Annotated in this window: 28 protein-coding genes, 2 tRNA genes and 1 pseudogene; 10 read left to right on the plus strand and 21 right to left on the minus strand. The window is 62.3% G+C overall.

The genetic code is table 11. The features are described from left to right. Window positions 1–7: 7 nt before the first annotated feature. A complete protein-coding gene (locus BLW25_RS07985; RefSeq protein ID WP_092897967.1) occupies window positions 8–1,285 on the minus strand; it encodes a Zn-dependent hydrolase in 1,278 nt (425 codons plus the stop codon). Window positions 1,286–1,408: 123 nt separating this feature from the next. Between BLW25_RS07985 and BLW25_RS07990 the strand changes: the two genes are divergently transcribed. Beyond that, on the plus strand, window positions 1,409–2,053 hold the full coding sequence (locus BLW25_RS07990) for a TetR family transcriptional regulator C-terminal domain-containing protein (protein WP_092897969.1): 645 nt from the start codon (window positions 1,409–1,411) through the stop codon (window positions 2,051–2,053). A 94-nt stretch (window positions 2,054–2,147) separates the two neighbouring features. After that, complete coding sequence (locus BLW25_RS07995; RefSeq protein ID WP_092897971.1) at window positions 2,148–2,453, plus strand: hypothetical protein; 306 nt, start codon at window positions 2,148–2,150, stop codon at window positions 2,451–2,453. 215 nt (window positions 2,454–2,668) lie between these two features. On the opposite strand, the gene preA is transcribed toward BLW25_RS07995, so the two are convergent. From preA to BLW25_RS23930, 4 genes are all read right to left on the minus strand, one after another. Beyond that, window positions 2,669–3,970: an NAD-dependent dihydropyrimidine dehydrogenase subunit PreA gene (gene preA / locus BLW25_RS08000; RefSeq protein WP_092897973.1), complete on the minus strand. Its 1,302-nt coding sequence runs from the start codon at window positions 3,968–3,970 to the stop codon at window positions 2,669–2,671. Between the two features lie 126 nt (window positions 3,971–4,096). Further along, window positions 4,097–4,633, minus strand: a complete 537-nt coding sequence (locus tag BLW25_RS08005) for a DedA family protein (RefSeq protein ID WP_092897975.1) — start codon at window positions 4,631–4,633, stop codon at window positions 4,097–4,099. Between the two features lie 141 nt (window positions 4,634–4,774). Beyond that, on the minus strand, window positions 4,775–6,091 hold the full coding sequence (locus BLW25_RS08010) for an NAD(P)-dependent oxidoreductase (RefSeq protein WP_092897977.1): 1,317 nt from the start codon (window positions 6,089–6,091) through the stop codon (window positions 4,775–4,777). Then, on the minus strand, window positions 6,088–6,366 hold the full coding sequence (locus tag BLW25_RS23930) for a hypothetical protein (RefSeq protein WP_143040473.1): 279 nt from the start codon (window positions 6,364–6,366) through the stop codon (window positions 6,088–6,090). The genes BLW25_RS08010 and BLW25_RS23930 overlap by 4 nt, the downstream gene beginning before the upstream one ends. 63 nt (window positions 6,367–6,429) lie before the next feature. Here BLW25_RS23930 and accB point away from each other — a divergent pair, with 63 nt between their 5' ends. Genes accB through aat form a run of 3 tightly spaced genes read left to right on the plus strand, consistent with a single transcriptional unit; the run spans window position 6,430 to window position 8,943 of the window. Further along, a complete protein-coding gene (accB, locus tag BLW25_RS08015; protein ID WP_092897979.1) occupies window positions 6,430–6,924 on the plus strand; it encodes an acetyl-CoA carboxylase biotin carboxyl carrier protein in 495 nt (164 codons plus the stop codon). A gap of 9 nt (window positions 6,925–6,933) precedes the next feature. Further along, a complete protein-coding gene (gene accC / locus BLW25_RS08020; protein WP_092897981.1) occupies window positions 6,934–8,289 on the plus strand; it encodes an acetyl-CoA carboxylase biotin carboxylase subunit in 1,356 nt (451 codons plus the stop codon). 6 nt (window positions 8,290–8,295) lie between these two features. Further along, window positions 8,296–8,943 carry a leucyl/phenylalanyl-tRNA--protein transferase gene (aat, locus tag BLW25_RS08025; RefSeq protein WP_092897983.1) on the plus strand — a complete coding sequence of 216 codons (648 nt, stop codon included), beginning with the start codon at window positions 8,296–8,298 and terminating at the stop codon, window positions 8,941–8,943. Here aat and BLW25_RS08030 read toward each other — a convergent pair. The 6 genes from BLW25_RS08030 to BLW25_RS08055 form a co-directional block, all read right to left on the minus strand. Then, on the minus strand, window positions 8,883–9,302 hold the full coding sequence (locus BLW25_RS08030; protein WP_092897985.1) for a DUF2155 domain-containing protein: 420 nt from the start codon (window positions 9,300–9,302) through the stop codon (window positions 8,883–8,885). The two genes, aat and BLW25_RS08030, sit on opposite strands and share 61 nt — an antisense overlap. After that, entirely contained in the window at window positions 9,302–9,784 is a 483-nt protein-coding gene (gene mlaD, locus BLW25_RS08035; protein ID WP_092897987.1) for an outer membrane lipid asymmetry maintenance protein MlaD, read from the minus strand. The genes BLW25_RS08030 and mlaD overlap by 1 nt, the downstream gene beginning before the upstream one ends. A gap of 40 nt (window positions 9,785–9,824) precedes the next feature. Continuing rightward, window positions 9,825–10,202 (minus strand): NADH:ubiquinone oxidoreductase subunit NDUFA12, encoded by a 378-nt coding sequence (locus tag BLW25_RS08040; RefSeq protein ID WP_092897989.1) that lies wholly within the window; start codon window positions 10,200–10,202, stop codon window positions 9,825–9,827. Window positions 10,203–10,418: 216 nt separating this feature from the next. Beyond that, window positions 10,419–11,684, minus strand: a complete 1,266-nt coding sequence (gene clpX, locus BLW25_RS08045) for an ATP-dependent Clp protease ATP-binding subunit ClpX (RefSeq protein ID WP_092897991.1) — start codon at window positions 11,682–11,684, stop codon at window positions 10,419–10,421. Window positions 11,685–11,886: 202 nt separating this feature from the next. Then, complete coding sequence (locus BLW25_RS08050) at window positions 11,887–12,519, minus strand: ATP-dependent Clp protease proteolytic subunit (protein ID WP_092897993.1); 633 nt, start codon at window positions 12,517–12,519, stop codon at window positions 11,887–11,889. A gap of 123 nt (window positions 12,520–12,642) precedes the next feature. Then, the gene (locus BLW25_RS08055) at window positions 12,643–13,956 is read right to left on the minus strand and encodes an ATP-binding protein (RefSeq protein WP_253188294.1); all 1,314 of its coding nucleotides are present in this window, start codon (window positions 13,954–13,956) and stop codon (window positions 12,643–12,645) included. 24 nt (window positions 13,957–13,980) lie between these two features. On the opposite strand from BLW25_RS08055, the gene BLW25_RS08060 reads away from it, so the two are divergent. The 5 genes and pseudogenes from BLW25_RS08060 to BLW25_RS08080 all read left to right on the plus strand — a co-directional run bounded on the left by BLW25_RS08060 (window position 13,981) and on the right by BLW25_RS08080 (window position 18,591). Beyond that, window positions 13,981–14,925, plus strand: coding sequence for an MBL fold metallo-hydrolase (locus tag BLW25_RS08060; protein ID WP_092897997.1), 945 nt, complete (start codon window positions 13,981–13,983; stop codon window positions 14,923–14,925). 80 nt (window positions 14,926–15,005) lie between these two features. Further along, window positions 15,006–15,080: transfer RNA gene (locus BLW25_RS08065), tRNA-Asn, on the plus strand. Between the two features lie 234 nt (window positions 15,081–15,314). Then, window positions 15,315–16,462 (plus strand): annotated as a pseudogene (locus tag BLW25_RS08070) (IS3 family transposase). A 75-nt stretch (window positions 16,463–16,537) separates the two neighbouring features. Then, window positions 16,538–16,936, plus strand: a complete 399-nt coding sequence (locus BLW25_RS08075) for an HVO_A0114 family putative DNA-binding protein (RefSeq protein WP_092897999.1) — start codon at window positions 16,538–16,540, stop codon at window positions 16,934–16,936. Next, on the plus strand, window positions 16,933–18,591 hold the full coding sequence (locus tag BLW25_RS08080; RefSeq protein ID WP_092898001.1) for a recombinase family protein: 1,659 nt from the start codon (window positions 16,933–16,935) through the stop codon (window positions 18,589–18,591). The genes BLW25_RS08075 and BLW25_RS08080 overlap by 4 nt, the downstream gene beginning before the upstream one ends. Here the strand turns inward: BLW25_RS08080 and BLW25_RS08085 are convergent. The 10 genes from BLW25_RS08085 to BLW25_RS08130 all read right to left on the minus strand — a co-directional run bounded on the left by BLW25_RS08085 (window position 18,562) and on the right by BLW25_RS08130 (window position 26,936). Further along, window positions 18,562–18,638 (minus strand) — tRNA-Arg (locus tag BLW25_RS08085). The genes BLW25_RS08080 and BLW25_RS08085 overlap by 30 nt on opposite strands. Before the next feature lie 56 nt (window positions 18,639–18,694). Next, window positions 18,695–19,918, minus strand: coding sequence for a cysteine desulfurase (locus BLW25_RS08090; RefSeq protein WP_092898003.1), 1,224 nt, complete (start codon window positions 19,916–19,918; stop codon window positions 18,695–18,697). Beyond that, on the minus strand, window positions 19,908–20,498 hold the full coding sequence (locus BLW25_RS08095) for a Yip1 family protein (RefSeq protein ID WP_171909510.1): 591 nt from the start codon (window positions 20,496–20,498) through the stop codon (window positions 19,908–19,910). The genes BLW25_RS08090 and BLW25_RS08095 overlap by 11 nt, the downstream gene beginning before the upstream one ends. After that, window positions 20,495–21,010 carry a hypothetical protein gene (locus BLW25_RS08100; protein WP_092898007.1) on the minus strand — a complete coding sequence of 172 codons (516 nt, stop codon included), beginning with the start codon at window positions 21,008–21,010 and terminating at the stop codon, window positions 20,495–20,497. Before BLW25_RS08100 ends, BLW25_RS08095 begins: the two co-directional genes overlap by 4 nt. Window positions 21,011–21,069: 59 nt before the next feature. Then, window positions 21,070–22,341, minus strand: a complete 1,272-nt coding sequence (sufD, locus tag BLW25_RS08105) for a Fe-S cluster assembly protein SufD (RefSeq protein WP_092898009.1) — start codon at window positions 22,339–22,341, stop codon at window positions 21,070–21,072. Next, a complete protein-coding gene (sufC, locus tag BLW25_RS08110) occupies window positions 22,341–23,096 on the minus strand; it encodes a Fe-S cluster assembly ATPase SufC (protein WP_092898011.1) in 756 nt (251 codons plus the stop codon). The genes sufD and sufC overlap by 1 nt, the downstream gene beginning before the upstream one ends. Window positions 23,097–23,106: 10 nt before the next feature. Then, window positions 23,107–23,664: an O-methyltransferase gene (locus BLW25_RS08115; protein WP_092898013.1), complete on the minus strand. Its 558-nt coding sequence runs from the start codon at window positions 23,662–23,664 to the stop codon at window positions 23,107–23,109. Between the two features lie 39 nt (window positions 23,665–23,703). Continuing rightward, window positions 23,704–25,239: a Fe-S cluster assembly protein SufB gene (gene sufB / locus BLW25_RS08120; RefSeq protein ID WP_092901736.1), complete on the minus strand. Its 1,536-nt coding sequence runs from the start codon at window positions 25,237–25,239 to the stop codon at window positions 23,704–23,706. A 31-nt stretch (window positions 25,240–25,270) separates the two neighbouring features. Then, window positions 25,271–26,314, minus strand: a complete 1,044-nt coding sequence (locus BLW25_RS08125) for a cysteine desulfurase family protein (RefSeq protein ID WP_092898015.1) — start codon at window positions 26,312–26,314, stop codon at window positions 25,271–25,273. Between the two features lie 112 nt (window positions 26,315–26,426). Next, the gene (locus BLW25_RS08130; RefSeq protein WP_092898017.1) at window positions 26,427–26,936 is read right to left on the minus strand and encodes a Fe-S cluster assembly transcriptional regulator IscR; all 510 of its coding nucleotides are present in this window, start codon (window positions 26,934–26,936) and stop codon (window positions 26,427–26,429) included. Window positions 26,937–26,966: the final 30 nt, after the last annotated feature.

Consider the following 26,966-nt stretch of genomic DNA (forward strand, 5'->3'; position numbering starts at 1 on the left):
TTTCTTTTCACGCCACGACCTGCGCCGTTTCCAGCACGGCATGCAGCAGCACATCCGTGCCTGCCGCCGCCCATTCCGGGCTGATCGCCTCTGCCTCATTGTGCGACAACCCGCCCTCACAGGGGCAAAAGATCATCGTGGTCGGCGCCACGCGCGCGATCCAGCAGGCATCGTGCCCCGCGCCCGAAACGATGTCACGGTGGGAATACCCCAGCCTCTCTGCCGCGCGGCGCACCGATCTGACCAGATCCGGGGTAAAGGTCACCGGGTCGAAATGCCCGACCGCCTCGACCGCGCAGCCGACGTCCAGCGCGGCGCAGATCTTTGCGGCGCCTTCCTCGATTGCCGCCCGCATCCGGTTCAGCTTTGCCAGATCCACGGTGCGGATATCGACGGTGAACACCACCACGCCCGGCAGCACATTCCTTGAATTCGGAGCGAACCGCACCTGACCGACACCGCCCACCGCGTCAGGCTGGTTCGCCATCGCGACTTCCTGCACCAGCTCAAATATCCGCGCCATAGCGAGGCCTGCGTTCTTGCGCATCGCCATCGGGGTCGAGCCGGTATGCGCGTCGCGCCCGGTCAGGGTGAATTCAAGCCACCACAGCCCCTGGCCATGCGTCACCACGCCGATATCAACGTTTTCCGCCTCAAGGATCGGCCCCTGCTCGATATGCAGCTCATAATAGGCGTGGATTTTCCGCGCCCCTGTCGGTTCATCGCCAAGCCAGCCGATCCGCCGCAGCTCATCGCCAAAACGCTTGCCGTCCGGGTCCTGGCGCGACCAGGCATGATCCTGATCGATGACACCTGCGAAAACGCCCGAGGCCACCATGGCAGGTGCAAACCGCGCGCCTTCCTCATTCGACCAGTTCACCACCGTGATCGGATGTTTCGTGCGGATGCCGAGATCGTTCATCGTGCGGATGGCTTCAAGCGCGCCCAGAACGCCCAGCACCCCGTCATATTTGCCGCCTGTCGGCTGGGTATCGAGATGGCTGCCCATGAAGACCGGCGCAGCATCCGCCTCCTCGCCGGGGCGGGTGAAGAACATATTCCCCATCTGATCGACGCCCATGGTCATGCCGGCGGCCTCTGCCCAGGCGCGAAACAGATGGCGGCCTTCATTATCCGCATCGGTCAACGCCTGGCGGTTATTGCCACCCGCGACACCCGGCCCGATCCTGGCCATCTCCATCAGGCTTTCCCACAGCCGTTCGGAATTGATACGGAGGTTTTCACCTGCGCCTGTTCTGGCCCCGATTCTGCTGGTGTTGGCCATGATGTTCCCGTCCTGCTGTGGTGTCAGCCAGAAGCCAGCACAGCCTGACCACATGGTCAAGAATTTTCCCCGGACGCGCGACAGAGGTTTGACCGAATGCCCCGCGCCTGATTTAAAAACTTTATGGAGAACCAGACCGTCCGCGCCCCGCGCCGCAGCCGTATCCAGCAAAAGAACCGCGAGACCATCCTCGCGGCAGCGCTGGAGGTGTTCTCGGCCCAGGGGTTTCGCGGCACCACGCTGGATCAGATCGCGCTTGAGGCCGGGCTCTCGAAACCCAATCTGCTGTATTATTTCGGATCCAAGGAAGAGATCCACCGCGACCTGCTGACCGGGCTGATGACCTCCTGGCTGGAGCCCCTGCGGGCGATGCGCGAAGACGGTGACCCGCTTGCCGAGATGCTGGCCTATATGCGTCGCAAGCTGGATCTGTCGCGCGATTTTCCCCGTGAAAGCAGGCTCTTCGCCAATGAGATCCTGCAAGGTGCGCCGCGTATCTCCGAGGCGATTCAGGGGGAATTGCACGATCTGGTACAGGAAAAAGCGCGGCTGCTGGCGCGCTGGATGGATCAGGGGCGGATCCGACGTTCGGACCCGGTGCATCTGATCATTTCGGTCTGGGCCCTGACCCAGCATTATGCCGATTTCGAAAGCCAGACGCGCGCGGTGCTGGGCGCGGGTCACGATCCCTGGACCGAGGCCGCGGGCTTTCTTGAAACCCTCTATCTGCGGCTGTTATCGCCGCAGCCGGGCATGGGCATCCCCTGAAAGACCATTAAAAAGCAAGACATTAACCCCTAGGGAGACAGGCTGATCTGTGTCAGGCTCTTCGGGTGGGGCTTTCTATCGTGGGGTGACGGTTATGGAATTCATTTCCGCCGTCCGGCCGGTCATGGCAGCCGTGGAACCGGTTGCGAATGCCCAGGCCGGGACTTCTGCCGGATCAGCTCCGGCATCACAAAGCGGCAGCCGCGCTTCGGCCGCCGCCGCAAGCGAGATCGCGCGTCCGGTGGCTCAGGCCTCGGGGACCAACAGTTCAAGACCGCCTTTGACCGATCAGAGCCTGCTCTCTGAAGCCGCGCGCGACAAGGTCGCGGCTGCGCAGCGGGCTTATATGATGACGCTCCGCGCGGTCGGAGTGAATCCGCTGGCAAACCGGGTGCCCTGAGGAACACAGGCAAGCCGCGACCTCCGGCGCGCTCCTATGGCCCAGGGGCCCCAAACGGCCCACGCACTGCCTCATGTGCCTCTGCCGCACGCAGGGTCGCGCGTGATCTTTTGCTGCGAACGACTGGCTGCACACCAAGCCCGCCGGAACAGGGTTTCCTGACCGGAGAGTGGCGCCGAACCGACATCTGCGGACGGCGCCAGAGCCCGTTCCGCCTATTCTGCCGCCGGGCGTGAGGACGGGTTGTTCGGATGCGTCGTCCAGTTCGCGTAATCGCCGACCACAAGCCCGGTGCGCGGATCGACAGAGCCCTTCGCCATCGGCTCCATCGTGATGCAATTCTCGACCGGGCAGACATTGACGCAAAGATTGCAGGCGACGCATTCATCGTCTTTCACGGTGAAGACACGCCCCGGGCCCATCGCAATCGCCTGATGGCTGGTATCCTCGCAGGCCGCATAGCAGCGGCCACATTTGATGCAATCATCCTGGTTGATATGCGCCTTGGCGACGTAATTAAGGTTCAGATATTGCCAGTCGGTGACATTGGGCACCGCGCGGCCGCGCAGCTCATCCAGCGTCATTCCCTTCTCATCGAGATATTCGCTGAGGCCCGAAATCAGCTCCTGCACCACTTTGAACCCATAGGTCATCGCCACAGTGCAGGCCTGCACCGTGCCACAGCCAAGGGCGATGAACTCTGCCGCGTCGCGCCAGGTGGTCACGCCACCTATCCCCGAAATCGGCAGGCCCGCAGTTTCCCGCGACCGCGCGATCTCGGCCACCATATTCAGCGCGATGGGCTTCACCGCCGGGCCGCAATAGCCGCCATGCGATCCCTTGCCGTCGATCATCGGCTCGGGCGAAAACGTATCGAGATTGACCGAAGTAATCGAATTCACCGTATTGATCAGGCTGACCGCATCGGCGCCGCCGCGTTTGGCGGCCTCGGCCGGCAGGCGGATATCGGTGATGTTCGGCGTGAGCTTCACGATACAGGGCATGCGCGAATGCTGTTTCACCCAGCGGGTCACCATCTCAATATAGTCGGGCACCTGGCCCACGGCCGAGCCCATGCCGCGTTCCGCCATGCCATGCGGACAGCCGAAATTCAGCTCGACCCCATCTGCTTCGGTATCCTCGATCTTCTTAAGGATGTCTTTCCAGCTCTCCTCATCGCAAGGCACCATCAGCGAGATGATCAGGGCGCGATCCCGCCAGCGGCGGCGTACCGATTTGATCTCATCCAGATTGACCTGCAAAGGCCGGTCGGTGATCAGCTCGATATTGTTGAGCCCCAGCAGCCGCCGGTCCGCCCCCCAGACCGCGCCGTAGCGCGGGCCGTTGACGTTGACCACTGGCGGGCCATCGGCCCCGAGGGTCTTCCACACCACACCGCCCCAGCCCGCCTCGAATGCGCGCTCGACATTATACTCCTTGTCGGTCGGTGGCGCCGAGGCCAGCCAGAACGGGTTGGGCGAGCGGATGCCGAGGAAATTCGTCGAAAGATCAGCCATTTGAGCCTCCCTGGAGATGAACGGCTCTGCGCCGTCTCTGGTGTCTGGGAACAGGTTTCGCACAAGAAAAAGGCGCGGTCGGATGCAGATCCGCCGCGCCGTAAAATGTGGTGCAGGAAGGGGCGTTCAGCCGAAGAGCCAGCCCCAGGCCCAGCTGATGAGCCAGCCGCCGACCTCGCCGAACTTCAATACGACCCCGGCCCAGGTGATACAGCCGAGGATGTTCCAGAAGGCAAAGCGTGGCAGCGTCATGCCGCTCATCCCCGCCATCAGAAAGACCACCGGGCGCAGCAGGGTGGCAAAGTGACCCGCGAAGATCGTCACCGGCCCCCAGCTGAGAAACGCCGTATTCGCCTTCGCCTTCCATTCCGGATGGTCGCGCATTGGCCGCATCTGCAGAATAGACGCGCCGTAGCGCCATCCCAGCCAATAGGAGAAGAACGAGCCGACCATCGCCCCGATCGAGGCCCCGATCCACAGCGTTGTGAAGTTCAGGATGCCATTGGCCGCAAAGGCGCCCACCCCGACCATGATCGCCGTCGACGGGATCAGGATCGACAGAAAAGCGGTGGTTTCGGCGGCCGCGAAGACCAGCATGATCCAGGGGGCAAACGCATGATGGCGCTCGATAAAGTCGATTATCTGGTCGATCAGATCGGTCATAGTGCCTCGCTAGTTGCGAGACCTTTGGACGAGAAAAACCCTGGGAACAAGACCAAAGCTCCGGCGCACCGTCGCAGTTACGCAAACTTCGCGTATAAGGCCCTGACCGGATTGCGATGCCACTTTGCTGTGCAGCCATGGTTACAATCCCGAGAGCTGGCGATGGATCGAGAGCGCGGCGTCACGGCCTTCGGCCACGGCGGTCACGGTCAGGTCCTCGCCCCCGGCGGCGCAATCGCCCCCGGCCCAGACCTGCGCGGGCGCGGTGTCGATCTTGCCGCCTTTGGCAGTCACCCCATCGGGCAGACCGGTGAGGCGCTGGCCGATGGCGCGCAGCACCTGATCGGCTTTCAGCGTGAAGGTCTCGGGCAAAAGCCGCAACCCATCGGGCCCGTCCTCGGTATAGGCGAATTCCACGGCCTCGGCGCGGGTTTCGCCGATCACCCGCAGGGGCGCCGCATTATGGATGATTCGAACGCCTTTGCTGGTGGCGTGATCCTGTTCATGTTCGGAAGCCGACATTTTCTCCTGGCTGCGGCGATAGACGATGGTGACGTTTTCCGCCCCCAGAAGCCGCGACTGCACCGCCGCATCCACCGCCGTCATGCCGCCCCCGATCACCACCACATCGCGCCCGACCGGCAGCGTCGAGAGATCATCTGACTGGCGCAGTTCCGCGATGAAATCGACCGCATTGCCGACGCCTTCCAGATCCTCGCCGCCGGCGGAAAGGAGATTCACGCCCTGCAAACCGATCCCGAGGAACACCGCATCATAGGTCTGGCGCAGCTCGGCCAGCGTGATGTCACGGCCAAGCTCCACCCCATTGCGCAATTCGATACCGCCGATCTGCAACAGCCAGTCCACCTCGGCCTGCGCGAAACCGCCGGTCGATTTGTAGCTCGCGATGCCATATTCATTCAGGCCCCCCGGCCGGGGGCGGCGTTCAAACACCACGATATCATGACCGAGCATCGCCAGCCGATGCGCGCAGGCGAGCCCCGCAGGCCCTGCCCCCACCACAGCCACCCGGCGCCCCGTGGGCGCCGCGCGCTGGAACGGATGCCCCTTCGGCATCGCAAAATCGGTGGCAAACCGCTGCAAACGGCCGATTTCAACAGGTTTTCCTTCGGCCACCTCGCGCACACAGACCCCTTCGCACAAGGTCTCGGTCGGGCAGACGCGGGCACAGATGCCGCCAAGGATGTTTTGCGACCAGATGGTCTTTGCCGCAGCCTCCGGCGTGCCGGTTGCGATCTGGCGGATGAAAAGCGGGATATCAATCGCAGTCGGGCAGGCCGTCATACAGGGCGCGTCATGGCAGAAATAGCACCGGTCTGCGGCCACCCGCGCCTCATGCACATCAAGAGCCGGCAGGTGGTCGAGAAAATTGCGGTCATATTCCTCGGCTGGCAAACGTCCCGATGCGATACCGGGGGTCAGCGGGCTGTTGCTCATCGCACAAGACCTCTCTGTTGGGGGATAGTTGCTGGTTTCGGCTCTTCCTGGGCTTCTTCTTCCGGACTCAGCGTCTCACAGGTCTTAAATTTTACCAAATGGAAAAATTTTAAACCTTGTTCCGGCTGGCATGCCGCGCGCCCGCAGCTGAAAAAAGCGCCAATCAGCGCCTCAGGCCCGGGGTGATGGATCGGCGCTTTTCTCTGGTGAATGGCTGCCCTATAAGCGGAGATCAGCAGAAACGGGGCCTTGTGAGCGCTGACAATCGCGCCCATATCCGCGCCGTTCAATCAGGTGCAACAAAGTCAACAGGCGATGAAACGCCATCAGAGGACGGCATGAGCAAACATTCTTCCGACGCAGACGTCGCATTCATCTCGGCACTCGCCGAGCTTCTGAACAAGAACGAGCTGACGGAGATCGCCGTCAAACGCGAATATGGCGAAGATGACAGCCTTGAGGTCCGGGTCGTCAAACAGGCGAATATCGTGACCACGGCTGTCGCCGCGCCTGCGCCGGTCTATGCAGCGGCACCCGGGCTCGCCCCCGCAGCCGCAGCGGTCGCAGCCCCGGCCGCCTCGGAAGATCCGACCCAGCATCCGGGCGCCGTGACCTCGCCCATGGTCGGCACGGTCTATCTGTCGGCAGAACCCGGCGCCGCGCCTTTCGTCACCGTGGGCGCCCAGGTCAAGGAAGGCCAGACGCTTCTGATCATCGAAGCGATGAAAACGATGAACCACATCCCGGCGCCGAAATCCGGCACGGTGAAGCGCATTGTCGTCGATGATGCGACGCCGGTCGAATTTGGCGCGCCCCTGATGATCATCGAGTGAGGCCATCGGATGTTTGAAAAACTCCTGATCGCCAACCGGGGCGAGATTGCGCTGCGCGTGATCCGGGCCTGCCGGGAAATGGGCATCAAATCGGTCGCGGTCCATTCGACCGCCGATACCGATGCGATGCATGTGCGGCTGGCGGACGAATCCGTCTGTATCGGGCCGGCTGCCTCTTCGGGGTCCTATCTGAACAAGGCGGCGGTGATCTCGGCCTGCGAGATCTCCGGCGCCCAGGCCGTGCATCCGGGCTATGGTTTCCTGTCGGAAAATGCCGATTTCGCCCAGGCGCTGGAAGATCACGGCATCACCTTCATCGGCCCGACCGCGCAGCATATCCGCATCATGGGCGACAAGATCACCGCGAAAGAGACCGCGAAGGAACTGGGGATCCCCGTGGTTCCCGGCTCGGATGGCGGTGTGCCGGATTACGAGACCGCGCAACGCGTGGCCAAAGAAATCGGCTATCCGGTGATCATCAAGGCGACGGCCGGTGGCGGCGGGCGCGGTATGAAAACCGCGCTGACCGAGGCCGATCTGGAAGTCGCCTTCCGGACCGCGCGTTCCGAGGCCAAGGCGGCCTTCGGCAATGACGAGGTCTATATCGAGAAATACCTGCAAAAACCGCGCCATATCGAGATCCAGGTCTTCGGTGACGGCAAGGGAAATGCGGTGCATCTGGGCGAGCGTGACTGTTCACTGCAGCGCCGCCACCAGAAGGTTTTCGAGGAAGCGCCCGGCCCGGTGATCACGCCGAAGCTGCGCGCCGAGATCGGTAAAGTCTGTGCCGATGCGGTCGCGAAGATCAATTATATCGGCGCCGGCACCGTCGAATTCCTCTATGAGGACGGCAAGTTTTACTTCATCGAGATGAACACCCGCCTTCAGGTCGAACATCCGGTGACCGAGTTCATCTATGGCGTCGATCTCGTGCGCGAACAGATCCGCGTCGCGGCCGGCCTGCCGATGTCCTTCGACCAGGCCGATCTGGAAGTGAACGGCCACGCGATTGAAGTCCGTATCAATGCCGAGAAGCTGCCGAATTTCACCCCGTCTCCGGGTCGGGTAAAGACCTTCCACGCGCCGGGCGGGCTTGGGGTGCGGATGGATTCGGCGCTTTATGGCGGTTATTCGATCCCGCCTTATTATGACAGCCTGATCGGCAAGCTGATCGTCCATGGCCGCGACCGGCCCGAGGCCCTGGCACGTCTGCGCCGCGCGCTTGGCGAGCTGGTTGTCGACGGGATCGAGACCACGGTGCCGCTCTTTGAGGCATTGCTGAACGAGCCGGACATTCAGAGCGGGGATTACAATATCCACTGGCTCGAAAAGTGGCTCGCGGCCCAGTTCGCGCCCCGCGACTGAGTCCGGATGACGGCGATTACCCCGGAACTCCTGCTGCACGCCTATGCGGCGGGAGTTTTTCCTATGGCGGATTCGCGCGTCGATCCCGAAATTCACTGGGTCGATCCGCGCAGGCGCGGCGTACTGCCGCTGGACGGGTTCCATATCTCGCGCAGCCTTGCGAAAACAATCCGCCGCGCGCCCTGGCGTGTCTCGGTCAATGAGGCATTTCGCGATGTGGTTCTGGCCTGCGCCGACCGCGAAGAGACCTGGATCAACCCGCAGATCCTGGCGCTTTACCAATCGCTTCACGAGATGGGCTTTGCCCATAGTCTTGAGGTCTGGGAAGATGATGCCCTGGTCGGCGGTGTTTATGGCGTCAGCCTCGGGGCGGCGTTTTTCGGCGAAAGCATGTTTTCGCGCCGGACCGATGCGTCAAAACTGGCGCTCGCCTATCTGACGCACCGGCTGCGGGCCGGCGGCTATCTGCTGCTCGATACGCAATTCATCACGCCGCATCTGGCGAGCCTTGGCGGCGTCGAAATCCCGCGCGCCGCCTATCATGAACGCCTGCGTGCGGCCCTGGGCCGCAAGGCCAGCTTTCTCCCGACGGGTTACTCGCCTTCACCCTCTTCGGTCTCTTCCGGCGTCTCGATTGTCTCGGGCGGCTTATAGCCCGGCACGATGCAACGCAGCACCCAGACGTCATAGCGCGGGTGATCCATCGCGGACAAAGCCGGTGCCGAAGCCAGCATCCAGCCCGAAAACACCGGGTCCTGGCGGCTGGAATCAAGAATGGTCAGATGGGCCTCGGCTTCGGCGGCCGGGTTTTCCTGGGGGTAGCGGCACTGGTTCAGCTGGATCGTCAGCCGCCCATTGGTCGCCGCCTGGCCGCGCGACAGCTCCAGATCGCCGGTGCGCCCGGTCAGCGTATCAAGCCAGCGGATCTCGGCGCCTTCGCCTTCTGCAAATCCCTGCGCGAAAGCAGGGCCAGCGGCGCAGATCAGAAGTAAAGCCAGAGCCCGCCGCCGCATCAGCCGCCATCCGCCGGCGCCGCCGCGCCGCTGTCAGAGGAGCCGCTGCCCACGAATTTCAGCAGGAGCGAAATCAGCGAAACCGAGCCCTGGGTATCCTCGATCTCATCGCCCGGGCCCAGCACATCCGCCATGCCGCCCGGTTGGATCTCGACATAACTGCCGCCCAAAAGCCCGTCCTGCGAGATCAGAATCGCGGAATCACTCGGCAATTCGATGCCCTGCCGCATCGAGATCGTGGCATCGGCGAAGAAGGTTGCCGGATTCAGTTCAAGCTTGGTGATCGTGCCGACCTTCAGCCCCGCGAGCCGGACATCCGAGCCAACCTGGATCCCGTCCACCGCACGAAAAGAGGCGGTCAGCGGATAGGTCTGGGTGGCGCCAAAGCCACGCCCTGCCCCATTCGCGGCCCAGACGGCAAAACCGATCCCAACGGCGAGCACAGCGGCCCCGGTCAGCACTTCTGCAACAGAATGGCTCATCCGTGAAACCTCACCCTGCCCCCTGGCCTGCGCGATCCCGTCATTCGGGCGCCCAGGCCTCGTAATCCTTGCGCTCTGCCGGCACACCGCGCCGGATCGAGCCGGGCGGCGCATAGGCCAGATCCGACCCCGAGAGATTCTCGTGATGCGGCTTTTCCCAGACCTTATGTTTCAGCGGCGCCTCGGTCGGCGGCTTTTCCCAGGTGTGGTGCAGCCAGCCATGCCAGTCCGGCGCGACACGGCTCGCCTCCATCTCACCATTAAAGATCACCCAGCGTTTCTTACCGTCTTTCGACTGGTAGAACACATTGCCCTGATCATCTTCACCCACCTTCACCCCGTTTCTCCAGGTGAAGAACCTCGTGTTCAGCGTCTCGCTGTTCCACCAGGTCAGAAGGCTGAGCAGGAACTTTTTCATACCTGTTTCTCCGGGCATATCTTCGTCCCCCCATATGAACCAGCCATCACCAAAGGTCCAGAGCCAGCGCGCCGCCTCCCCCTACTGGCGCGCCGTTCCGCCTTTCATCTGTCTGAAAATATCCCCGCCGGAGGCATCCGCAGTTGCGACAGCCTCAACAACAGAAAAAGGGCGCGCCGTTCCCGGCACGCCCCCTGACTTTCACCGACCAATGCCTCAGGCGCTGGCGGCCTGCTTTTTCTTGCCCGGCGTTTCGGTATGGACCAGCAAAGGCACCGCCTTGCCACCGACCACTTCCTCATTCACCACAACCTCCTGCACGCCTTCCATGCCCGGCAGTTCGAACATGGTGTCGAGCAGGATATCTTCCATGATCGAGCGCAGACCACGGGCACCGGTTTTGCGCTTGATCGCGCGCTGCGCAATCGCCGACAGCGCCTCGGTGGTGAATGTCAGCTTCACATTCTCGATCTCGAAAAGCCGCTGATACTGTTTCACCAGCGCGTTTTTCGGCTCGGTCAGGATGGTGACCAAAGCTGCCTCGTCAAGGTCTTCCAGCGTTGCCAGCACCGGCAGACGGCCGACGAATTCCGGGATCAGACCGAATTTCAGCAGATCTTCCGGCTCCAGCTCTTTGAACAGCTCGCCGACACCGCGCTCATCCGGGCCTTTGACCTTGGCACCGAACCCGATCCCCGACCCTTTGCCGCGCTGCGCGATGATCCGGTCAAGACCGGCAAAAGCGCCGCCGCAGATGAAGAGGATATTGGTGGTGTCGACCTGGAGGAATTCCTGCTGCGGATGCTTGCGCCCGCCCTGCGGCGGCACCGAGGCAACCGTGCCCTCCATGATTTTCAGAAGCGCCTGCTGCACCCCCTCGCCCGAGACGTCGCGGGTGATCGAAGGATTGTCCGACTTGCGGGTGATCTTGTCGACCTCATCGATATAGACGATGCCGCGCTGTGCGCGCTCGACATTATACTCCGAGGCCTGCAGCAGTTTCAGGATGATGTTCTCGACATCCTCACCGACATAGCCCGCCTCGGTCAGCGTGGTCGCATCGGCCATGGTGAATGGCACATCAAGGATGCGCGCCAGCGTCTGCGCCAGCAGCGTCTTGCCGGTCCCGGTCGGGCCGATCAGCAGGATATTCGATTTCGAAAGTTCGATATCCTGTTTCGACGAATGGTTCAGACGCTTGTAATGGTTGTGAACCGCGACCGAGAGCACCCGTTTCGCATGGGCCTGGCCGACGACATAATCGTCGAGAACTTTGCAGATCTCGCGCGGTGTCGGCACGCCCTCACCGGTTTTCAGCCCCGAAGTCTTGGTCTCTTCGCGGATGATATCCATGCAAAGCTCGACGCATTCATCACAGATGAACACGGTCGGTCCGGCGATCAGCTTGCGGACCTCATGCTGGCTTTTGCCGCAGAACGAGCAGTAAAGCGTGTTCTTGCTGTCGCCCGAATTGGTGGCCATGCGTAACCCTTTGCAGTCGCCGCGCAGATAACGCGGCCATTTCAGTGGAGAAGTCTAGGACAGGTCCGAAACCTCCACAACGCCAAATCGCCCGAGGATGGCCCGCTCCCGGGCCAATCTTCACATCGCTGTCATTATGCGGTCACGGCAGGCGATAAACCTGCCGCGCCGGTGCCAGAAATGATTCTTCCCTGGCCGGTTCTCACTTGGCGAGATCGTCGGCCTTACCACGCTCGGCCACGATCTCGTCGATCAGCCCCCAGGCTTTTGCCTCTTCGGCGGTCATGAAATTGTCGCGCTCCAGCGCGTCTTCGACCGTTTTCAGATCATTGCCGGTATGTTTGACATAGATCTCGTTCAGGCGCCGTTTCAGCCGCTCGGTATTGCGGGCGTGAATCAAGATGTCGGTCGCCTGGCCCTGGTAGCCGCCCGAGGGCTGGTGCACCATGACCGAGGAATTCGGCAGGCTGAACCGCATGCCCTTTTCGCCGGCCTGCAACAGCAGCGAGCCCATCGAGGCTGCCTGGCCGATCACCAGCGTCGAGACCTTCGGGCGGATATATTGCATCGTGTCATAGATCGACAGACCCGAGGTCACCACGCCGCCGGGGCTGTTGATATACATCGAGATTTCCTTGGTCGGGTTTTCCGCCTCAAGGAACAGAAGCTGCGCGCAGATCAGCGAGGACATGCCGTCATGCACCGGACCGGACAGGAAGATGATCCGTTCCTTCAGCATGCGCGAATAGATGTCATAGGCGCGCTCGCCCCGGCTGGTCTGTTCGACGACCATGGGGACCAGCGTATTCATATAGTGTTCAACGGGATCGCGCATCGGGACCTGCCTCTTCAGTTCAATCTCTGTGTTACTGCCGTAAAGTTTCCGGAATCTTAGTCATGCGACAGAGGGGCTGCAAGGGAGGGCTCCCACCTTTCCCCGCCCCGTCGCATCGCGCCCCTAGCGCCGCAACCGCATCTCGGCTCTGAGCCCGCCCAGATCCCTGCTTGTCCCAAGCCAGAGCGCACCGCCATGGCTCGCCGCAATATCCGCGGTGATCGAAAGGCCAAGCCCGACACCACCGCCCCGGTTGGGGTCACGCGCACTGCCGAGCCGGGTAAAGGGCTGAACCGCTTTTTCACGCTCGGCCTCAGGGATGCCGGGGCCATTGTCTTCCACCGCGAAGACAAGGGTGTGAGGCGAAAAGCTGAGGCTGATCTGCGCCATGCTGCCATGGCGGAGCGCATTGCCGACCAGGTTTTCAAGCGCACGGTGCACCCCCTGCCCCCGCAGCTTCGCCCGCCGGGAGACACCGGTCACCACAAGATCCGCCACAGTGCCGCCGCCGCGCCTGGCAGCCTGGATCACCTCGGTCGCGATGGCGGCGGGGTCGCAATCCTCCTCCCCCTCGGTCGCATCGCCGCGCACAAAGGCAAGAAACTCATCCACGAGGCGCTCCATCTGGATCACATCGGCCTGGAGGTCGCGGCTGTCCTCATCTTCCGGCATCAGCGACAGCGCCAGCCGCATCCGGGTCAGCGGCGTCCGGAGATCATGACTGACGCCCGATAGCATCAGCATCCGCTGTTCAATCTGGCGCTCGATCCGGTCGCGCATCTCGACGAAAGCCCGCCCTGCCGCCCGCACTTCCAGCGCGCCGCGCGGCCGGTAGGCGATCCGCTCGCCGCGCCCGAAGGCCTCTGCCGCCTCGGCCAGTTTCGCGATCGGGCGCAGCTGCCGGCGCAGGAAGAAGAACGAAATCACCGTCATCAGCACCGAGGTGAGCACCATCAGCACCAAAAGCTGATGCGGATTGGTCGCAGACATCCGCCGCCGCGCGATATCGGCCTGGATATCGCCGAAAGGCGTCGCGATTCTGGTGCGCACGATCCGGTCATCCCCCGAGACATCGGCCGCGCGCATCTCGGGGATCTCAGCATGGAGGGTTTCGACAATTGCCTGGCCGGAGAAATCGAAGACCGCGACCGAGTCATCGACCGGCGCAAACGGACCAGGCGGAAAGGTCACCGTGATCTGCAGCGGCCCGCCGATCGCATCGGCCCGCGCCCGCGCCTCTTCCGCGCTGCTTCCGGCCCTGAACTCCTGCAGGAGATAGGCGAGATCAATCGCCACACCGCCCGTCATCTGGCGCGTAACCCCCTCATAATGGCGCTGGATGAAAGCCATGGACACCACCAGCTGAATGATGACGATGGGCAGCACCAGGATCAGGGCGGCCCTGCCATAGATCCCGCGCGGAAGCAGATGTTTCATTGTGATCATGCGAAGAGGCTAGAGATGTCGTCCGAAGAAGAAAAGCCGTCCGTGCTTACCGCGACCGTCGGCGCAGCAGCTGGCGAGGCAATCGGTGAGACAACGCTTGCCGGTCTGCCGCTGCGCAGGGTGCTTGCGGAGAATCCAGGACCGCTGACCGGGCCGGGCACCACGACCTGGCTCGTCGGTCGGGGCGCGGTCACGGTGATCGACCCCGGCCCGGCCTCGCACGCGCATCTGGAGGCAATAGTCGCGGCCCTGGATCCCGGCGAGAGAATCGCCGCCATCCTCGTGACGCACCCGCATCTCGACCATTCGGCGCTTGTGCCCGATCTCGCCCGCGCGACCGGTGCCCCGGTTTACGGCTTTGGCCCTGCCGGATCGGGCCGTTCTCCGGCTATGCAGGCGCTTGAGGCAGCCGGCCTGAGCGGTGGCGAGGGAATCGACCGCAGCTTCGCGCCGGATATCCGCCTCGCAGATGGCGCAGAGTTTCAGATCGGATCCGAGACCTTTCGCACCCTCCACACCCCCGGTCACAGCGCCGAGCATCTGAGCTTCGCCTGGCGCGGCGCGCTGTTTTGCGGTGATCACATCATGGCCTGGGCCCCGAGCCTCGTCTCGCTGCCCGATGGCGATATGGGCGCCTATATGACGTCACTGCAGCGCCTTGCCACAGAAAGCTGGACCTGCCTCCTGCCCTGCCATGGCGAGGTTATTGACGATCCCGCCGCAAGAATCGCCGCGCTGATCGATCACCGCCTGAAGCGCGAGGCCAAACTCCTTGCCGCCCTCACCTCGCACCCGATGAGCCCGGACGACCTCCTGCCCATAGTCTATGCCGATACGCCCGAGGCCCTCTGGCCCGCGGCAAGACGCAACCTTCTGGCCCATATCGCCGATCTGACCAGCCGCGGGCAGGTCACAGCCACAGCCTGGCCCGGCCCCTCACCGCTGGTAACCGCCCGATGACGCAAAAGAATTTTTTCGCATGTTTTTCTGGTTTTGCCTCTTGCCGCCCCAGAATCCTCTGGCTATACGTCGCCCCATGTTCCGGCGTAGCTCAGCGGTAGAGCAGTTGACTGTTAATCAATTGGTCGTAGGTTCGATCCCTACCGCCGGAGCCATAAATCCTTAGGGATTACAGCTACTTAGAAAAGGCCCGCTTTCGAGCGGGCCTTTTCTAATTTTAAGCCGGGGAACACTGGGGGAACAAGTGCGTTCCCTTCATTTCCGCCCTGAAAATGACGCCCCTGCCCCGCCACAGCCGAATCGGAAATCTGAGCTACTCCCCGGAAATCGGACAGTGACGGAAGCTACGATCTGACGTTTGCTGGTCTCCACGGACGAGGAGATCAGGCATGCGAAAACGCAGGAACCATGACGCGGGCTTCAAGGCGCGCGTGGCACTTGAGGCCATCAAGGGCGAGCGCACTGTGTCGGAGTTGGCGGCCGAATACGGCGTGCATCCGACGATGATCCATCAATGGAAGAAATCGCTGCTCGACGGGGCTGCGGACATCTTCGAGCGCGGCGGCAAGAAGCCCGCGACGGAGGTGGATGAAGAGACGGTCCGGTCATTGCACGCCAAGATCGGGGAGCTGGCTGTCGCCAACGATTTTTTGTCACGAAAGCTCAAGCCGTGGAGCGGAAAGTGAGGCGTGGGATGATCGAACGGGACCACCCTGCACTGTCGATCGGGGCGCAGTGCCGCCTGCTGTCGATCTCGCGCTCGTCGTTCTGCCACGAGCCGGCTGGAGAGACTGATCAGAACCTCGGCCTGATGCAGCTGATCGACCGGCAGTTCATGGATACGCCCTTCTACGGCGTCCGGCAGATGACCTGGCATCTGCAAAACGAGGGGCACGGCGTGAACCAGAAGCGCATCCGGCGGCTGATGCGGCTCATGCGTTTGATGCCGATTTACCAGAAGCCCAACACCAGCAAGCCGAGAAAGGGCCACAAGACCTATCCCTACCTGCTGGGCGGGCTGCGGGTCGATCGCCCCGGTCAGGTCTGGTGCGCCGACATTACCTATCTCCCGATGCGGCGGGGGTTTCTGTATCTGGTCGCCATCATGGACTGGTTCACGCGCAAAGTTCTGGCCTGGCGCATATCGAACACCCTGGAAGCGGACTTCTGCGTCGAGGCGTTGAACGAGGCCATCCACCGGTTCGGCGCGCCCACAATCATGAACACTGACCAAGGCAGCCAGTTCACGTCCTTCGCTTGGACAGATCGGCTGAAACGCGTCGGAACCCGCATCTCGATGGACGGCAAGGGGCGGTGCATCGACAATGTCTTCATCGAGCGCCTGTGGCGGTCCCTGAAATACGAATGCGTCTATCTGCATGCCTGGGAGACCGGGTCTCAGGCAAAGGCCGCAATCGGATCCTGGGTCAGCTTCTATAACCATCGGCGGCCACACACTGCCCATGGCGGGTTGCCCCCCGCCGTGGTCTACTTCAACAGCATCGAAACCGACCGGCAGGCACAGGCAGTAGCTTAAACATCCTCGAAAACTGTCCAAGCATCGGGGAGTAGCTCAGGCGGTGGACGCGGTGTTGAAGGAACGAGGTGCCCTATGACCACATTGAAAGTTGGGATTGCCGACTACGAAGAAATGAAGGCCCGCACCATGCGGAACGCGCGCGGCGAGGAAAAACCTGCGCCCAGCGATCCGAAGGTGTGGTTCACCTCGACGGAATCCTTCGCCAAGGTGCTGTCGGCCGGGAATCGCGAGCTGCTGCGCATCATCGCCGAGAAAGCCCCGGCATCGCTTGAGGAACTGGCGGAAATCACCGGCCGGGCCGGCTCCAATCTGTCACGCACCCTGAAAACTATGGAGAGCTACGGCCTTGTGAGGCTTGAGCCGGGCCATGGGCGCAAGCTCGCGCCCAAGGTGGTCCATGACCGGGTGGAGCTGGCATTGCCCCTGATCGACCGCCCCAAGGCTAAGAAGGCTATTGGAGGCCGGCCATGAATATGCACAGCCCAACCGTTACCGCCCGCGCCGCCCTCTACCTGCGCGTTTCGACTGCCCGGCAGGCCGAGCACGATATTTCCATTCCCGACCAGAAGCGGCAGGGTGAAGCCTATTGCGAGCAACGCGGCTATCAGCTCGTTGAGACTTATGTGGAACCGGGCGCAACCGCCACCAACGATAAGCGCCCCGAGTTCCAGCGCATGATCGAGGCGGGCACGTCCAAGCCCGCGCCCTTCGATATAGTCGTGGTGCATAGCTTCTCGCGCTTCTTCCGCGATCACTTCGAGATGGAGTTCTACGTTCGCAAGCTGGCGAAGAACGGCGTCAAGCTGGTGTCCATCACGCAGGAGATGGGCGACGATCCCATGCACCAGATGATGCGACAGATCATGGCGCTGTTCGACGAATACCAGTCGAAGGAGAACGCCAAGCACGTCCTGCGCGCCATGAACGAGAACGCCCGGCAAGGCTTCTGGAACGGCGCACGGCCGCCTATCGGCTATCGCATCGTTGCGGCCGAGCAGCGCGGATCGAAGATCAAGAAGAAGCTGGAGATCGACCCGCTGCACGCCGACACCGTGCGGCTTATCTATCGTCTGTTCCTTGAAGGCGACGGCACATCCGGCGCGATGGGCGTCAAGGCCATCGCCACCTATCTCAACGAGCGCCGCTTCTTCACCCGCGACGGTGGGCGTTGGGGATTGGCGCAAATCCACGCCATCCTGACCCGCACCACCTATATCGGCGAGCACAGGTTCAATACGCGCTCGCACAAAGACCGGGAGAAGAAGCCAGAGAGCGAGGTCGCCATCATGGCGGTGCCGCCCCTGATCGACCGCGAGATATTCGATGCAGTGCAAGCCCGCCTGAAATCCCGCAATCCCATGGTGACGCCTGCGCGTGTCTCCAGCGGCCCCACGCTGCTGACAGGCATTTGCTTCTGCGCCAAGTGCGGAGGTGCGATGACGTTGCGCACCGGCCAAGGCAGCACGGGAGCGACATACCGCTATTACACCTGCTCGACCAAGGCGCGGCAGGGCAAGACCGGCTGCAAGGGCCGCACGATCCCGATGGACAAGCTGGACCATCTGGTAGCCGATCATATCGGGGATCGGCTGCTCCAGCCCAAGCGACTGGAAACTGTCCTCGCCAGCGTCATAGACCGCCGGCAGGAGCGCGCCGAGCGCCGCCGCGAGCATCTTGCCGAGCTTCACAGGCGAATCACGGAAGCCGACCAGCGGCTCGGCCGTCTCTTTGACGCCATCGAAGCGGGCATGGTGGACAAGGACGACGCCATGGCGAAAGAGCGCATGGTGAGCCTCAAGGCGTTGCGGGATCAGGCCGCCGCCGACGCCGAGCGCACCCAGCTCGCGCTCGACAGTTCAGGCAATCAGGGCGTCAGCCCCGATATGCTCAAGGGCTTCGCCCGCAAAGCCCGCAAACGGATACGACTCGATGATGGCGGCTACCGACGCGACCATCTGCGCGCTCTGGCGCAGCGCGTCGAGGTCGCCGACGACGAGGTTCGCATCATGGGATCGAAGTCGGAACTGCTGCGAACGCTGGTCGCCGCTTCTAGCGTAGAAACGGCGGCGTTCGGCGTTCATAGTTCTGTTCTGAAATGGCGCACCCGACAGGATTCGAACCTGTGACCTCTGCCTTCGGAGGGCAGCACTCTATCCAGCTGAGCTACGGGTGCAGCGCCCGGGTTTCTTAACCGCTCCTGCGCGCTGCTGCAAGGCTTGTGGTGCCGCTTCACGCAAAGAGTTCGTGACAGAATTCCAGCGCTTCGACCAGGGCATCCACCTCGGCCAGGGTGTTGTAAAGACCGAAGGACGCGCGGCAGGTTGCGCTCACCCCGAAATGGTCCAGCAGCGGCATGGCGCAATGGGTCCCTGCCCTGACGGCGATGCCTTTTTTGTCGAGAATCGTCGAGATATCATGCGGATGTGCGGCGCCTTGCAGGGTGAAGCTGAAAATCGCCCCCTTATCCGGCGCCTGCCCCTGGACGTTCAGCCAGTTCAGCCCGTTCAGCTTTTCGCGGGCGTAATCGCGCAAAGCGCGCTCATGCGCGGCGATATTTTCCATGCCGAGACCGGTCAGGTAATCGAGCGCCACGCCCAGACCGATCTGATTGACGATGCCGGGTGTGCCGGCCTCGAACCGCATCGGGGGATCTGCCCAGGTGACAGAGTCGCGATGCACCTCGCGGATCATGTCGCCGCCTCCCATGAAGGGGCGCATTTCCGCCATCCGCGCCTGGGAAATCCAGATCGCGCCGGATCCGGAGGGACCATAAAGCTTATGGCCGGTGATCGCGTAGAAATCGGCGCCGATTGCCGTCAGATCGACCGGCATATGCACCGAGGCCTGGCTGCCATCGACCATCACCGGCACACCGCGCGCACGGGCCGCGGCGCAGATCGTGGTCACATCAACCACGGTGCCGGTCACATTCGACATATGCGAGATTGCAATCAGCCTTGTCTTCGGCCCGATTGCGTCGATCACCGCCTGGGGATCGAGCACGCCATTGGCATCGACCTCGACCCATTTCAGCACCACCCCCTGACGTTCGCGCAGGAAATGCCAGGGCACGATATTGGCGTGATGTTCCATCACGGAAAGCACGATCTCATCGCCGGCCTGCAAACGAGGCGCAGCCCAGGCATAAGAGACGAGGTTGATCCCCTCGGTCGCCCCCGATGTGAAGACGATCTCGTCTTCCGAGGGCGCGTTCAGAAAGCGCGCGATCTTGCCGCGCACCGCCTCATAGGCCTCGGTCGCGTGGTTCGACAGGTAATGCAGGCCCCGGTGAACATTGGCATATTCCATCGAATAGGCCTGGGTGATCGCGTCGATCACCACCTGCGGCTTTTGCGCCGAGGCGCCATTGTCGAGATAGACCAGCGGTCGGTCATTCACCTTGCGCGCGAGGATCGGGAAATCGGCGCGGATTTTTGCGACATCATAGCTCACGCGGCAGGTACTCCGACGGGATGAAGGGGGCGAGGATCATCGTCAGGATGAAGACGCTGACGAGGAAGGTCAGGACCGTCCCGAAGAACACCTTCACCGGCGAGGCGAAGCCGTGGATTTCGGCGATGAAATTGCTCAGGAGCACCACGAAGATCCCGACGGCGGCGATGCCGATCAGACTGGAAAGCACGGGCAGGATGACGAGCGCCAGCAGCTGCACCAGCTGGATCGCCAGCATCACCGCCTGAAGCCAGGCGATCGCCAGCACGGCATCGGCAAAGGATCCGCGACCGCCGAACCAGCCGCCCACCAGCCAGGCAAGGAAGGCGCAAAGGAGGAGCGTCAGGAATTGCAGCCCGGCCGTCAGGAAAGGCGTTGAGAACAGCGCCGTGAAAGGGCTGCCATCGGGCATTGGCAGGATCTGCAGGCTCAGCTGCATCAACAGGGCCGAGGCCACCGCCATCAGAAGGAGCGCCACCATTTCGGTGCCACCGGGCCGGTTCAGCGCCTGGATCTGCCGCAGGCCCTGACGCGGGTCATGCAGCGACAAAAGCAGGGTGGAAAAGAAAAAGCCGATCACTGCATCGCCTCGCGCAGAAGTTTCACCCAGAGCCAGAGGAATGAGAGCCCGACCAGAAGCCCGACCACCGTCACCGAAGACCCCGGTCCGCTGAACCCGGCCAGAAGGCCCTGGAACAGCATCAGGGGGGCTGCACAAAGCAGTGCCCAGAACAGCGAGACCCGCGCTTCATAAGCGCCGATCCGGCCCCCGAAGGCGCGGATCACCAGCGCCGAGACCGCTGCGATGCCGTAAAAGAACAGCGGCACCACGAAGAGAAAGACGAAGAAATTGATCCCCATCAATGCCTGGATGCCCGGCACCTGATCCAGCGGCGTACCGGCGGCGGTTGCCGCCTCACGCGCAAGGAAAGCCTCGCGCGAGAGGCGCGGCCATTGAGCCACGAACAGCAAAAGACAGGCCGCAAACAACAGGATCAGCGCCCTGTCCTCGCGCGGGCCATCCGCCAGTTTCTCGCGGATGACCGCACCAGGCCGGGCCCAGGTCCGGAAGATATCGGTGGTGATCGACATGGTCTCTGCCCGTTTCCTGCTGGCCGTTAACGCGTTGGCGGTTCTAGCCCTGAGGGCTCTCAGCCGTCCAGCCCGTGCAGCCAGTCTTCCAGCCTTGCATGGACTTCGGCCGCGATGGCCTCATCCTCGATCTCTTCCAGCGTGCCGGCCAGGAAAGCCAGAACCAGAAGCGCCTGGGCGGTGCGTTTCGGCACCCCCCGCGATTGCAGGTAAAAGAGCGCCGTCTCGTCAATCGCGCCCGAGGTGGAGCCATGCGAACATTTCACGTCATCGGCGTAGATTTCCAGCTCGGGCTTGGCGAGGAATTGCGCATCCTCATCCAGCAGGAGCGACTGGCTCATCTGATAGCCATCGGTCTTCTGCGCGCCCTGTTTGACGAGGATCTTGCCCTGAAACACACCGGTCGCGCCGTTCTTCAACACTTTGCGGAAGACCTGGCGGCTTTCGCAACGCTCTGACGCATGGGTGATGAAGATCGTGTCGTCCTGGAGGAAATCCTTGCCATCCCCCAGCACGGTTCCGGCAACATGGGCCACGGAATCGTCGCCGGTAATCTCGAGGATCGCCTCATTGCGGGTCAGACGGCCGCCTGCGGTCAGGGTAAAGCTTTTGAACAGCGCGTGATCGGCGATATGGGCGAAGATATGGGTGACGCCGCGCCGATCGGCATCCGGTCCCTGCGTGCGGATATGATGGAAGCGTGCATTCGACGCCACATCGACCTCAAGCACGGTGTTAAAGCGCGCACCGGGCGTGCCGCTTTCCAGAAGGGTGATTTCCGCCCCCTCTTCCAGCTTAACAACGTGATGAAGGATCACATCGGAAGCCGCTGATTTCTGGACGTAAATCAGAGAAACTGGTTTTGCGGCCTGCCCGGTCACCCGGATCAGCACACCCTCATTCGCATAGGCGGTGTTCAGCGCCGCAAGCGGACGTTCAACCGGGGAAGAGCCCCGGGTCTCAAGCTGGCCATAAAGCCCCTGCGCCCAGTGGATATCCGACTGACCCGCCAGCGACAGCAGCTCGACCCCGGCAAGCGCCGGATCATCCGAGGCGGAAGCATCGAACACGCCATCGGTAAACACCAGCTTCACCGCATCCAGCGCCGCGAAGGACGGCGCGAGATCGGCGGGCGCACCGCTGATTTCCGGCTTTGTCAGCTGGGCCGGGTCACTGTAGCGCCAGTATTCGTCGCGCCGGGTCGGCAGGCCCTGAGCCGCCAGCCGATCAGAGGCCGAAGCGCGCGCCGCAGCCGTCCAGCCCTTTGCGGGAGCGCTGAGCCCCTGCAGCCGCGCCGTCAGCGCGTCCTGTTTGACCTGTGCCAGTGCCATTACTGCACCCCGTCCAGCAGATCGGCATAGCCGTTATTCTCGACCTCAAGCGCCAGCTCCGGCCCGCCGGTTTTGATGATGCGGCCATTGGACATGATATGGACCACATCCGGTTTGATATGGTCGAGAAGGCGCTGGTAATGGGTGATCACAAGGAAAGACCGACCCGCGCTGCGCAGCGCGTTGACACCTTCTGCGACAAGTTTCATCGCATCGACGTCAAGACCGGAATCGGTCTCATCAAGGATGCACATCTTCGGCTCCAGCATGGCCATCTGGAGGATTTCATTGCGCTTTTTCTCACCACCCGAGAAGCCGACATTGACCGGACGCTTGAGCATATCAGCGTCGATCTTCAGCGTTTTCGCCTTTTCGCGCACGACTTTCAGGAAGTCGCCGGCCGAAAGCTCCTCTTCGCCGCGCGCCTTGCGCTGCGCGTTCACCGCCGTCCTGAGGAAGGTCATATTGCCAACGCCGGGGATCTCGACCGGGTATTGGAACGCCAGGAACAGGCCCGCTGCGGCGCGCTCTTCCGGCTCCATCTCAAGGAGTTCTTCATCATCCAGCGTGGCCGAGCCGTCGGTTACCTCATAGCCATCGCGGCCCGCCAGCACATAGGAAAGCGTCGATTTGCCCGAGCCGTTCGGCCCCATGATCGCATGAACTTCGCCAGGCCCGATTTTCAGGTCGACGCCTTTGAGGATAACCTTATCCTCTTCCTCAAGTTTCACATGCAGGTTCTTGATCTCAAGCATTTTTCTCTCCTCAGACCGGTTGTAACAGCGCCCGCGTATAAGCGCGCAGCCGGTCCGGCGTCAGTGTCACAGGTTCAAGATCGAAACGCGCCATGCGTCCGATCATCTCGGTTGGCCGCGCGATCTGTTCGGCCTTGTGATAGGCTTCGCGCGGGGCATAGTCGTCAAAAAACAGCGTCACCGGACGGGTGATCCGATAGGCCACCGTCAGGAAACAGGCGAGCCGGAAACGGCCATCGATCAGCACCAGATCCGGGTGAGAAAACCCGGGCAAGTCCCAGATTTTCAATGCATAATCCGGCCAGCGGCGAAACGCGGACTCATCCGCAGGATGGCCCCATTCCTTTGTCGGGCCAATATCGGCATGATGGATATGGACACTGGCCTGCGCCGGATGTGCCGCGAACCAGTCGCCCATCATCCTGGCCCAGGAGGCATCGGATTCCACCGACCAGACCTCTGCCCCGGCCTCGGCCGCGACAAGCGTCGATCCGCCGGAGCCATATTCCAGCACCACCCGCGCAGCGGCGCAGGCATCCGTCCATGCCCGGGCAGCCGCCTCGGGCATGGTCAGATCAGGACGCTGAAGCACCGCACCGGACAAGGTTCAGCCCACCGAACCTTCCAGCGAAATCGCCACCAGGCTTTGCGCTTCCATGGCGAATTCCATCGGCAGGGCCTGGAGGACTTCCTTGCAGAAACCGTTCACCACCAGCGCGACCGCCTCTTCCTCATCCATGCCCCTTGAGCGGCAATAGAAGAGCTGATCCTCGTCGACCTTCGACGTGGTCGCCTCATGTTCGCAGCGCGAGGAATTGTTCTTCACCTCGATATAGGGAACCGTATGGGCACCACACTGATCGCCGATCAGCAGGCTGTCACATTGGGTATAGTTCCTCGACCCGGTCGCTTTGGGGTGAACCGAGACCTGGCCGCGATAGGTGTTCTGCGCGCGCCCCGCCGAGATCCCCTTCGACACGATCCGCGACTTCGAATTCTTGCCCAGATGGATCATCTTGGTGCCGGTATCGGCCTGCTGGTAATTATTCGCGATGGCGATCGAGTAGAATTCGCCCTGGCTGTCATCGCCGCGCAGGATGCAGGACGGGTATTTCCAGGTGATCGCCGAGCCGGTTTCCACCTGGGTCCACATCACCTTGGCCCGGTCGCCCCGGCAATCGGCGCGTTTGGTGACGAAGTTGTAGATGCCACCCTTGCCATCCTCATCGCCCGGGAACCAGTTCTGCACGGTCGAATATTTAACCTCGGCATCGTCAAGGATGACGATTTCCACCACCGCGGCATGCAGCTGGATCGTATCGCGCTTCGGTGCAGTGCAACCCTCAAGGTAGCTCACATAAGAGCCCTTGTCGGCCACGATCAGCGTGCGCTCGAACTGCCCGGTATTTTCGGCATTGATGCGGAAATAGGTGCTCAGTTCCATCGGGCAACGCACGCCTTCCGGAATATAGACGAACGAGCCATCCGAGAAGACCGCCGAATTCAGCGTCGCAAAGAAGTTGTCCGATTGCGGTACGACCGAGCCGAGATATTTCTGCACCAGCTCGGGATATTCGCGGATCGCTTCCGAGATCGAACAGAAGATCACGCCGGCTTTCTTCAGCTCTTCCTTGAAGGTGGTACCGACGGAAACGCTGTCAAACACCGCATCCACCGCAACCTTGCGCTCGCCTTCCGGCGCCTCGACGCCGGCAAGCAAAGCCTGCTCTTTCAGAGGAATCCCCAGCTTCGCATAGGTCGCCAGCAGCTTCGGATCGACTTCATCCAGCGATTTCGGCTTTTCGGCCATGCTTTTCGGGCGCGCATAGTAATACTGGTCCTGATAATCGATCTCAGGATAGCTGAGCATCGCCCAACGCGGCTCCTTCATCTCGAGCCAGCGATGGTAAGCCTTCAGGCGCCAGTCCAGCATCCATTCCGGCTCGCCATTCTTCTCGCTGATCAGCCGGACGATATCCTCGTTCAGACCTTTGGGCGCATATTCGGTCGGGATCTCGGTTTCCCAGCCGTATTTATATTTGCCGGCCATCGCCTGGACGGTTTCAATCGTCTCGCGGTCGACGCCTTCCCGGATCGCCTCATCGGGGATGCGGATATTATCCTCGGACACATGGGTATTCATTTCGGTCACTCCATCCTCACGCGGCCCATCTTCACGCAGCACGGGCGCGGGCTTTTCCGTAAGCTCTGGTCCACGCCTCCGCGAACCTGAGCACATTCTCTTCATTCACGCCGGGACCGATCGAGATCCGGATCATCTGTCCGGCCTGATCGCCATATCCCATGGCGCCGAGCACTTTCGATCCCCTGACCTTGCCCGAAGAACAGGCCGATCCGGCCGAGACCGCGAAACCCGCAAGGTCCATCGACATCACCTGTGTCTCGCCCTTCCAGCCCGGCGCGATGAGGCAAAGCGTGTTCGGTAACCGTGCCCGGTCTTTCGAGACCGAGATAATGCCCTCAGCGCTGGCAAACAATGCTGATTCCAGAATATCCCTTATGCGGGCGACCTCTTCCCAGGTCCCGTTCGCCAGATCACGCGCCGCAGCCGTCGCCGCAGCCGCCATGCCGGCAATCCCGATCAGATTCTCTGTGCCGGACCGCCGCCCCATCTCCTGGCCGCCGCCTTTCAGCTTTGCGTCCACATCAAGCCCGCGCTTCAGCAAAAGCGCCCCAATGCCACGCGGCCCGCCGAATTTATGCGCCGAAACCAGTCCCATATCGCAGCCGAGCCAGTTGAAGGCGACCGGCAGCTTGCCCATTGCCTGCGTCAGATCCGACACCGCGAGCCCTTGGGGCAGATTCTGCACGATCCCGGTCTCTGGATTGGCCAGCTGCAGGGTGCCCTGCCCCGGATCCGGAACCGAAACCATACCATCGCGCCCGACAGGCAATATCTCGTCACACCAGGCCGAAACCGCCGAATGCTCGACACCGGCGCAAACCAGCCCCCGCCCCGCCAAAGCCAGCGCCGAGGCCTCGGTCGTTCCCGAGGTGAAGACCAGGTCCGCACCCTCCGCGCCAAAGGCCGCCGAGATTTCTTCGCGCGACCGCTCCATCAGCGCCTTGGCCGCGCGCCCCTCGCTATGGACCGAAGACGGGTTCCCCACCACATCCATCGCTGAAATCATCGCCGCCCGCGCCTCGGCCCGCAAAGGCGCCGTTGCATTCCAGTCCAGATAAAGCCGCGTGCTCATGGCGCGCCCCTTTCATCTGTCGAAAAATATCCTCGGGGGGAGCCGGACGCGCAGCGACCGGCGCGGGGGGCAGACAGCCCCCCGGCGATCTCAGCCATGGCGCGCAACATTCTCATTCCTCATCCACCACCCGGAACAGGTTCGGCACCGCCGGACAGGGCGTCATCTCATTGCCGATCACATCCGAAAGCCGCGCCTGGTGCAAAAACACATAGACATTCGCCGAAAGGCTCTGCCAGAGCCGGTTGGTCAGCGACTGCGCCCGCGTGCCAGACGAGCCCCCCGTGGCGCCTGCGCCGGTATGCATCGCATCGACCGTCTCGTCGACCGCCTGCAGGACCTCGCTCACCCGGATCGAATCCGGTGAACGCGCCAGCCGGTAGCCGCCGCCGGGCCCCCGCACGGCGTCCACCAGCCCGGCCCGGCGCAGCTTGACGAAAAGCTGCTCCAGATAGGGCAGCGAAATATCCTGACGTTTCGAAATCTCGGCCAAAGCCACCAGTTCCTCGACTTCCGCCGCCTCCCCGCCCGCCTTTGCCAGCGCCAGTTTCGCCTTCGCCTCACTCATGGCGAGATCGGCAAGCGCAACCATCGCATACCGGCCCTTCGTCGACAGCTTCATCCCAAACTCTCCTTAACGAGCGCGCCGCAA

This window comes from Rhodobacter sp. 24-YEA-8 (assembly GCF_900105075.1).
GTDB lineage: Bacteria > Pseudomonadota > Alphaproteobacteria > Rhodobacterales > Rhodobacteraceae > Pseudogemmobacter.

Excerpts from the sequence above, each read along its gene's own strand:
- BLW25_RS08080 (WP_092898001.1), top strand. The coding sequence starts at position 16,933 with ATGAATATGCACAGCCCAACCGTTACCGCCCGCGCCGCCCTCTACCTG.
- BLW25_RS08010 (WP_092897977.1), bottom strand. The coding sequence starts at position 6,091 with ATGAGCAACAGCCCGCTGACCCCCGGTATCGCATCGGGACGTTTGCCA.
- BLW25_RS23930 (WP_143040473.1), bottom strand. The coding sequence starts at position 6,366 with ATGGGCGCGATTGTCAGCGCTCACAAGGCCCCGTTTCTGCTGATCTCC.
- BLW25_RS08030 (WP_092897985.1), bottom strand. The coding sequence starts at position 9,302 with ATGCGGCGGCGGGCTCTGGCTTTACTTCTGATCTGCGCCGCTGGCCCT.
- accC (WP_092897981.1), top strand. The coding sequence starts at position 6,934 with ATGTTTGAAAAACTCCTGATCGCCAACCGGGGCGAGATTGCGCTGCGC.
- BLW25_RS08040 (WP_092897989.1), bottom strand. The coding sequence starts at position 10,202 with ATGAAAAAGTTCCTGCTCAGCCTTCTGACCTGGTGGAACAGCGAGACG.
- BLW25_RS08075 (WP_092897999.1), top strand. The coding sequence starts at position 16,538 with ATGACCACATTGAAAGTTGGGATTGCCGACTACGAAGAAATGAAGGCC.
- aat (WP_092897983.1), top strand. The coding sequence starts at position 8,296 with ATGACGGCGATTACCCCGGAACTCCTGCTGCACGCCTATGCGGCGGGA.
- BLW25_RS07990 (WP_092897969.1), top strand. The coding sequence starts at position 1,409 with ATGGAGAACCAGACCGTCCGCGCCCCGCGCCGCAGCCGTATCCAGCAA.
- accB (WP_092897979.1), top strand. The coding sequence starts at position 6,430 with ATGAGCAAACATTCTTCCGACGCAGACGTCGCATTCATCTCGGCACTC.
- BLW25_RS08055 (WP_253188294.1), bottom strand. The coding sequence starts at position 13,956 with ATGAAACATCTGCTTCCGCGCGGGATCTATGGCAGGGCCGCCCTGATC.
- BLW25_RS08115 (WP_092898013.1), bottom strand. The coding sequence starts at position 23,664 with ATGCCCGAGGCGGCTGCCCGGGCATGGACGGATGCCTGCGCCGCTGCG.
- BLW25_RS07995 (WP_092897971.1), top strand. The coding sequence starts at position 2,148 with ATGGAATTCATTTCCGCCGTCCGGCCGGTCATGGCAGCCGTGGAACCG.
- sufB (WP_092901736.1), bottom strand. The coding sequence starts at position 25,239 with ATGAATACCCATGTGTCCGAGGATAATATCCGCATCCCCGATGAGGCG.
- preA (WP_092897973.1), bottom strand. The coding sequence starts at position 3,970 with ATGGCTGATCTTTCGACGAATTTCCTCGGCATCCGCTCGCCCAACCCG.
- sufD (WP_092898009.1), bottom strand. The coding sequence starts at position 22,341 with ATGGCACTGGCACAGGTCAAACAGGACGCGCTGACGGCGCGGCTGCAG.
- BLW25_RS08050 (WP_092897993.1), bottom strand. The coding sequence starts at position 12,519 with ATGCGCGATCCCGTTGAACACTATATGAATACGCTGGTCCCCATGGTC.
- BLW25_RS07985 (WP_092897967.1), bottom strand. The coding sequence starts at position 1,285 with ATGGCCAACACCAGCAGAATCGGGGCCAGAACAGGCGCAGGTGAAAAC.
- BLW25_RS08100 (WP_092898007.1), bottom strand. The coding sequence starts at position 21,010 with ATGTCGATCACCACCGATATCTTCCGGACCTGGGCCCGGCCTGGTGCG.
- clpX (WP_092897991.1), bottom strand. The coding sequence starts at position 11,684 with ATGGCCACCAATTCGGGCGACAGCAAGAACACGCTTTACTGCTCGTTC.
- BLW25_RS08060 (WP_092897997.1), top strand. The coding sequence starts at position 13,981 with ATGTCGTCCGAAGAAGAAAAGCCGTCCGTGCTTACCGCGACCGTCGGC.
- sufC (WP_092898011.1), bottom strand. The coding sequence starts at position 23,096 with ATGCTTGAGATCAAGAACCTGCATGTGAAACTTGAGGAAGAGGATAAG.
- mlaD (WP_092897987.1), bottom strand. The coding sequence starts at position 9,784 with ATGAGCCATTCTGTTGCAGAAGTGCTGACCGGGGCCGCTGTGCTCGCC.
- BLW25_RS08005 (WP_092897975.1), bottom strand. The coding sequence starts at position 4,633 with ATGACCGATCTGATCGACCAGATAATCGACTTTATCGAGCGCCATCAT.
- BLW25_RS08130 (WP_092898017.1), bottom strand. The coding sequence starts at position 26,936 with ATGAAGCTGTCGACGAAGGGCCGGTATGCGATGGTTGCGCTTGCCGAT.
- BLW25_RS08125 (WP_092898015.1), bottom strand. The coding sequence starts at position 26,314 with ATGAGCACGCGGCTTTATCTGGACTGGAATGCAACGGCGCCTTTGCGG.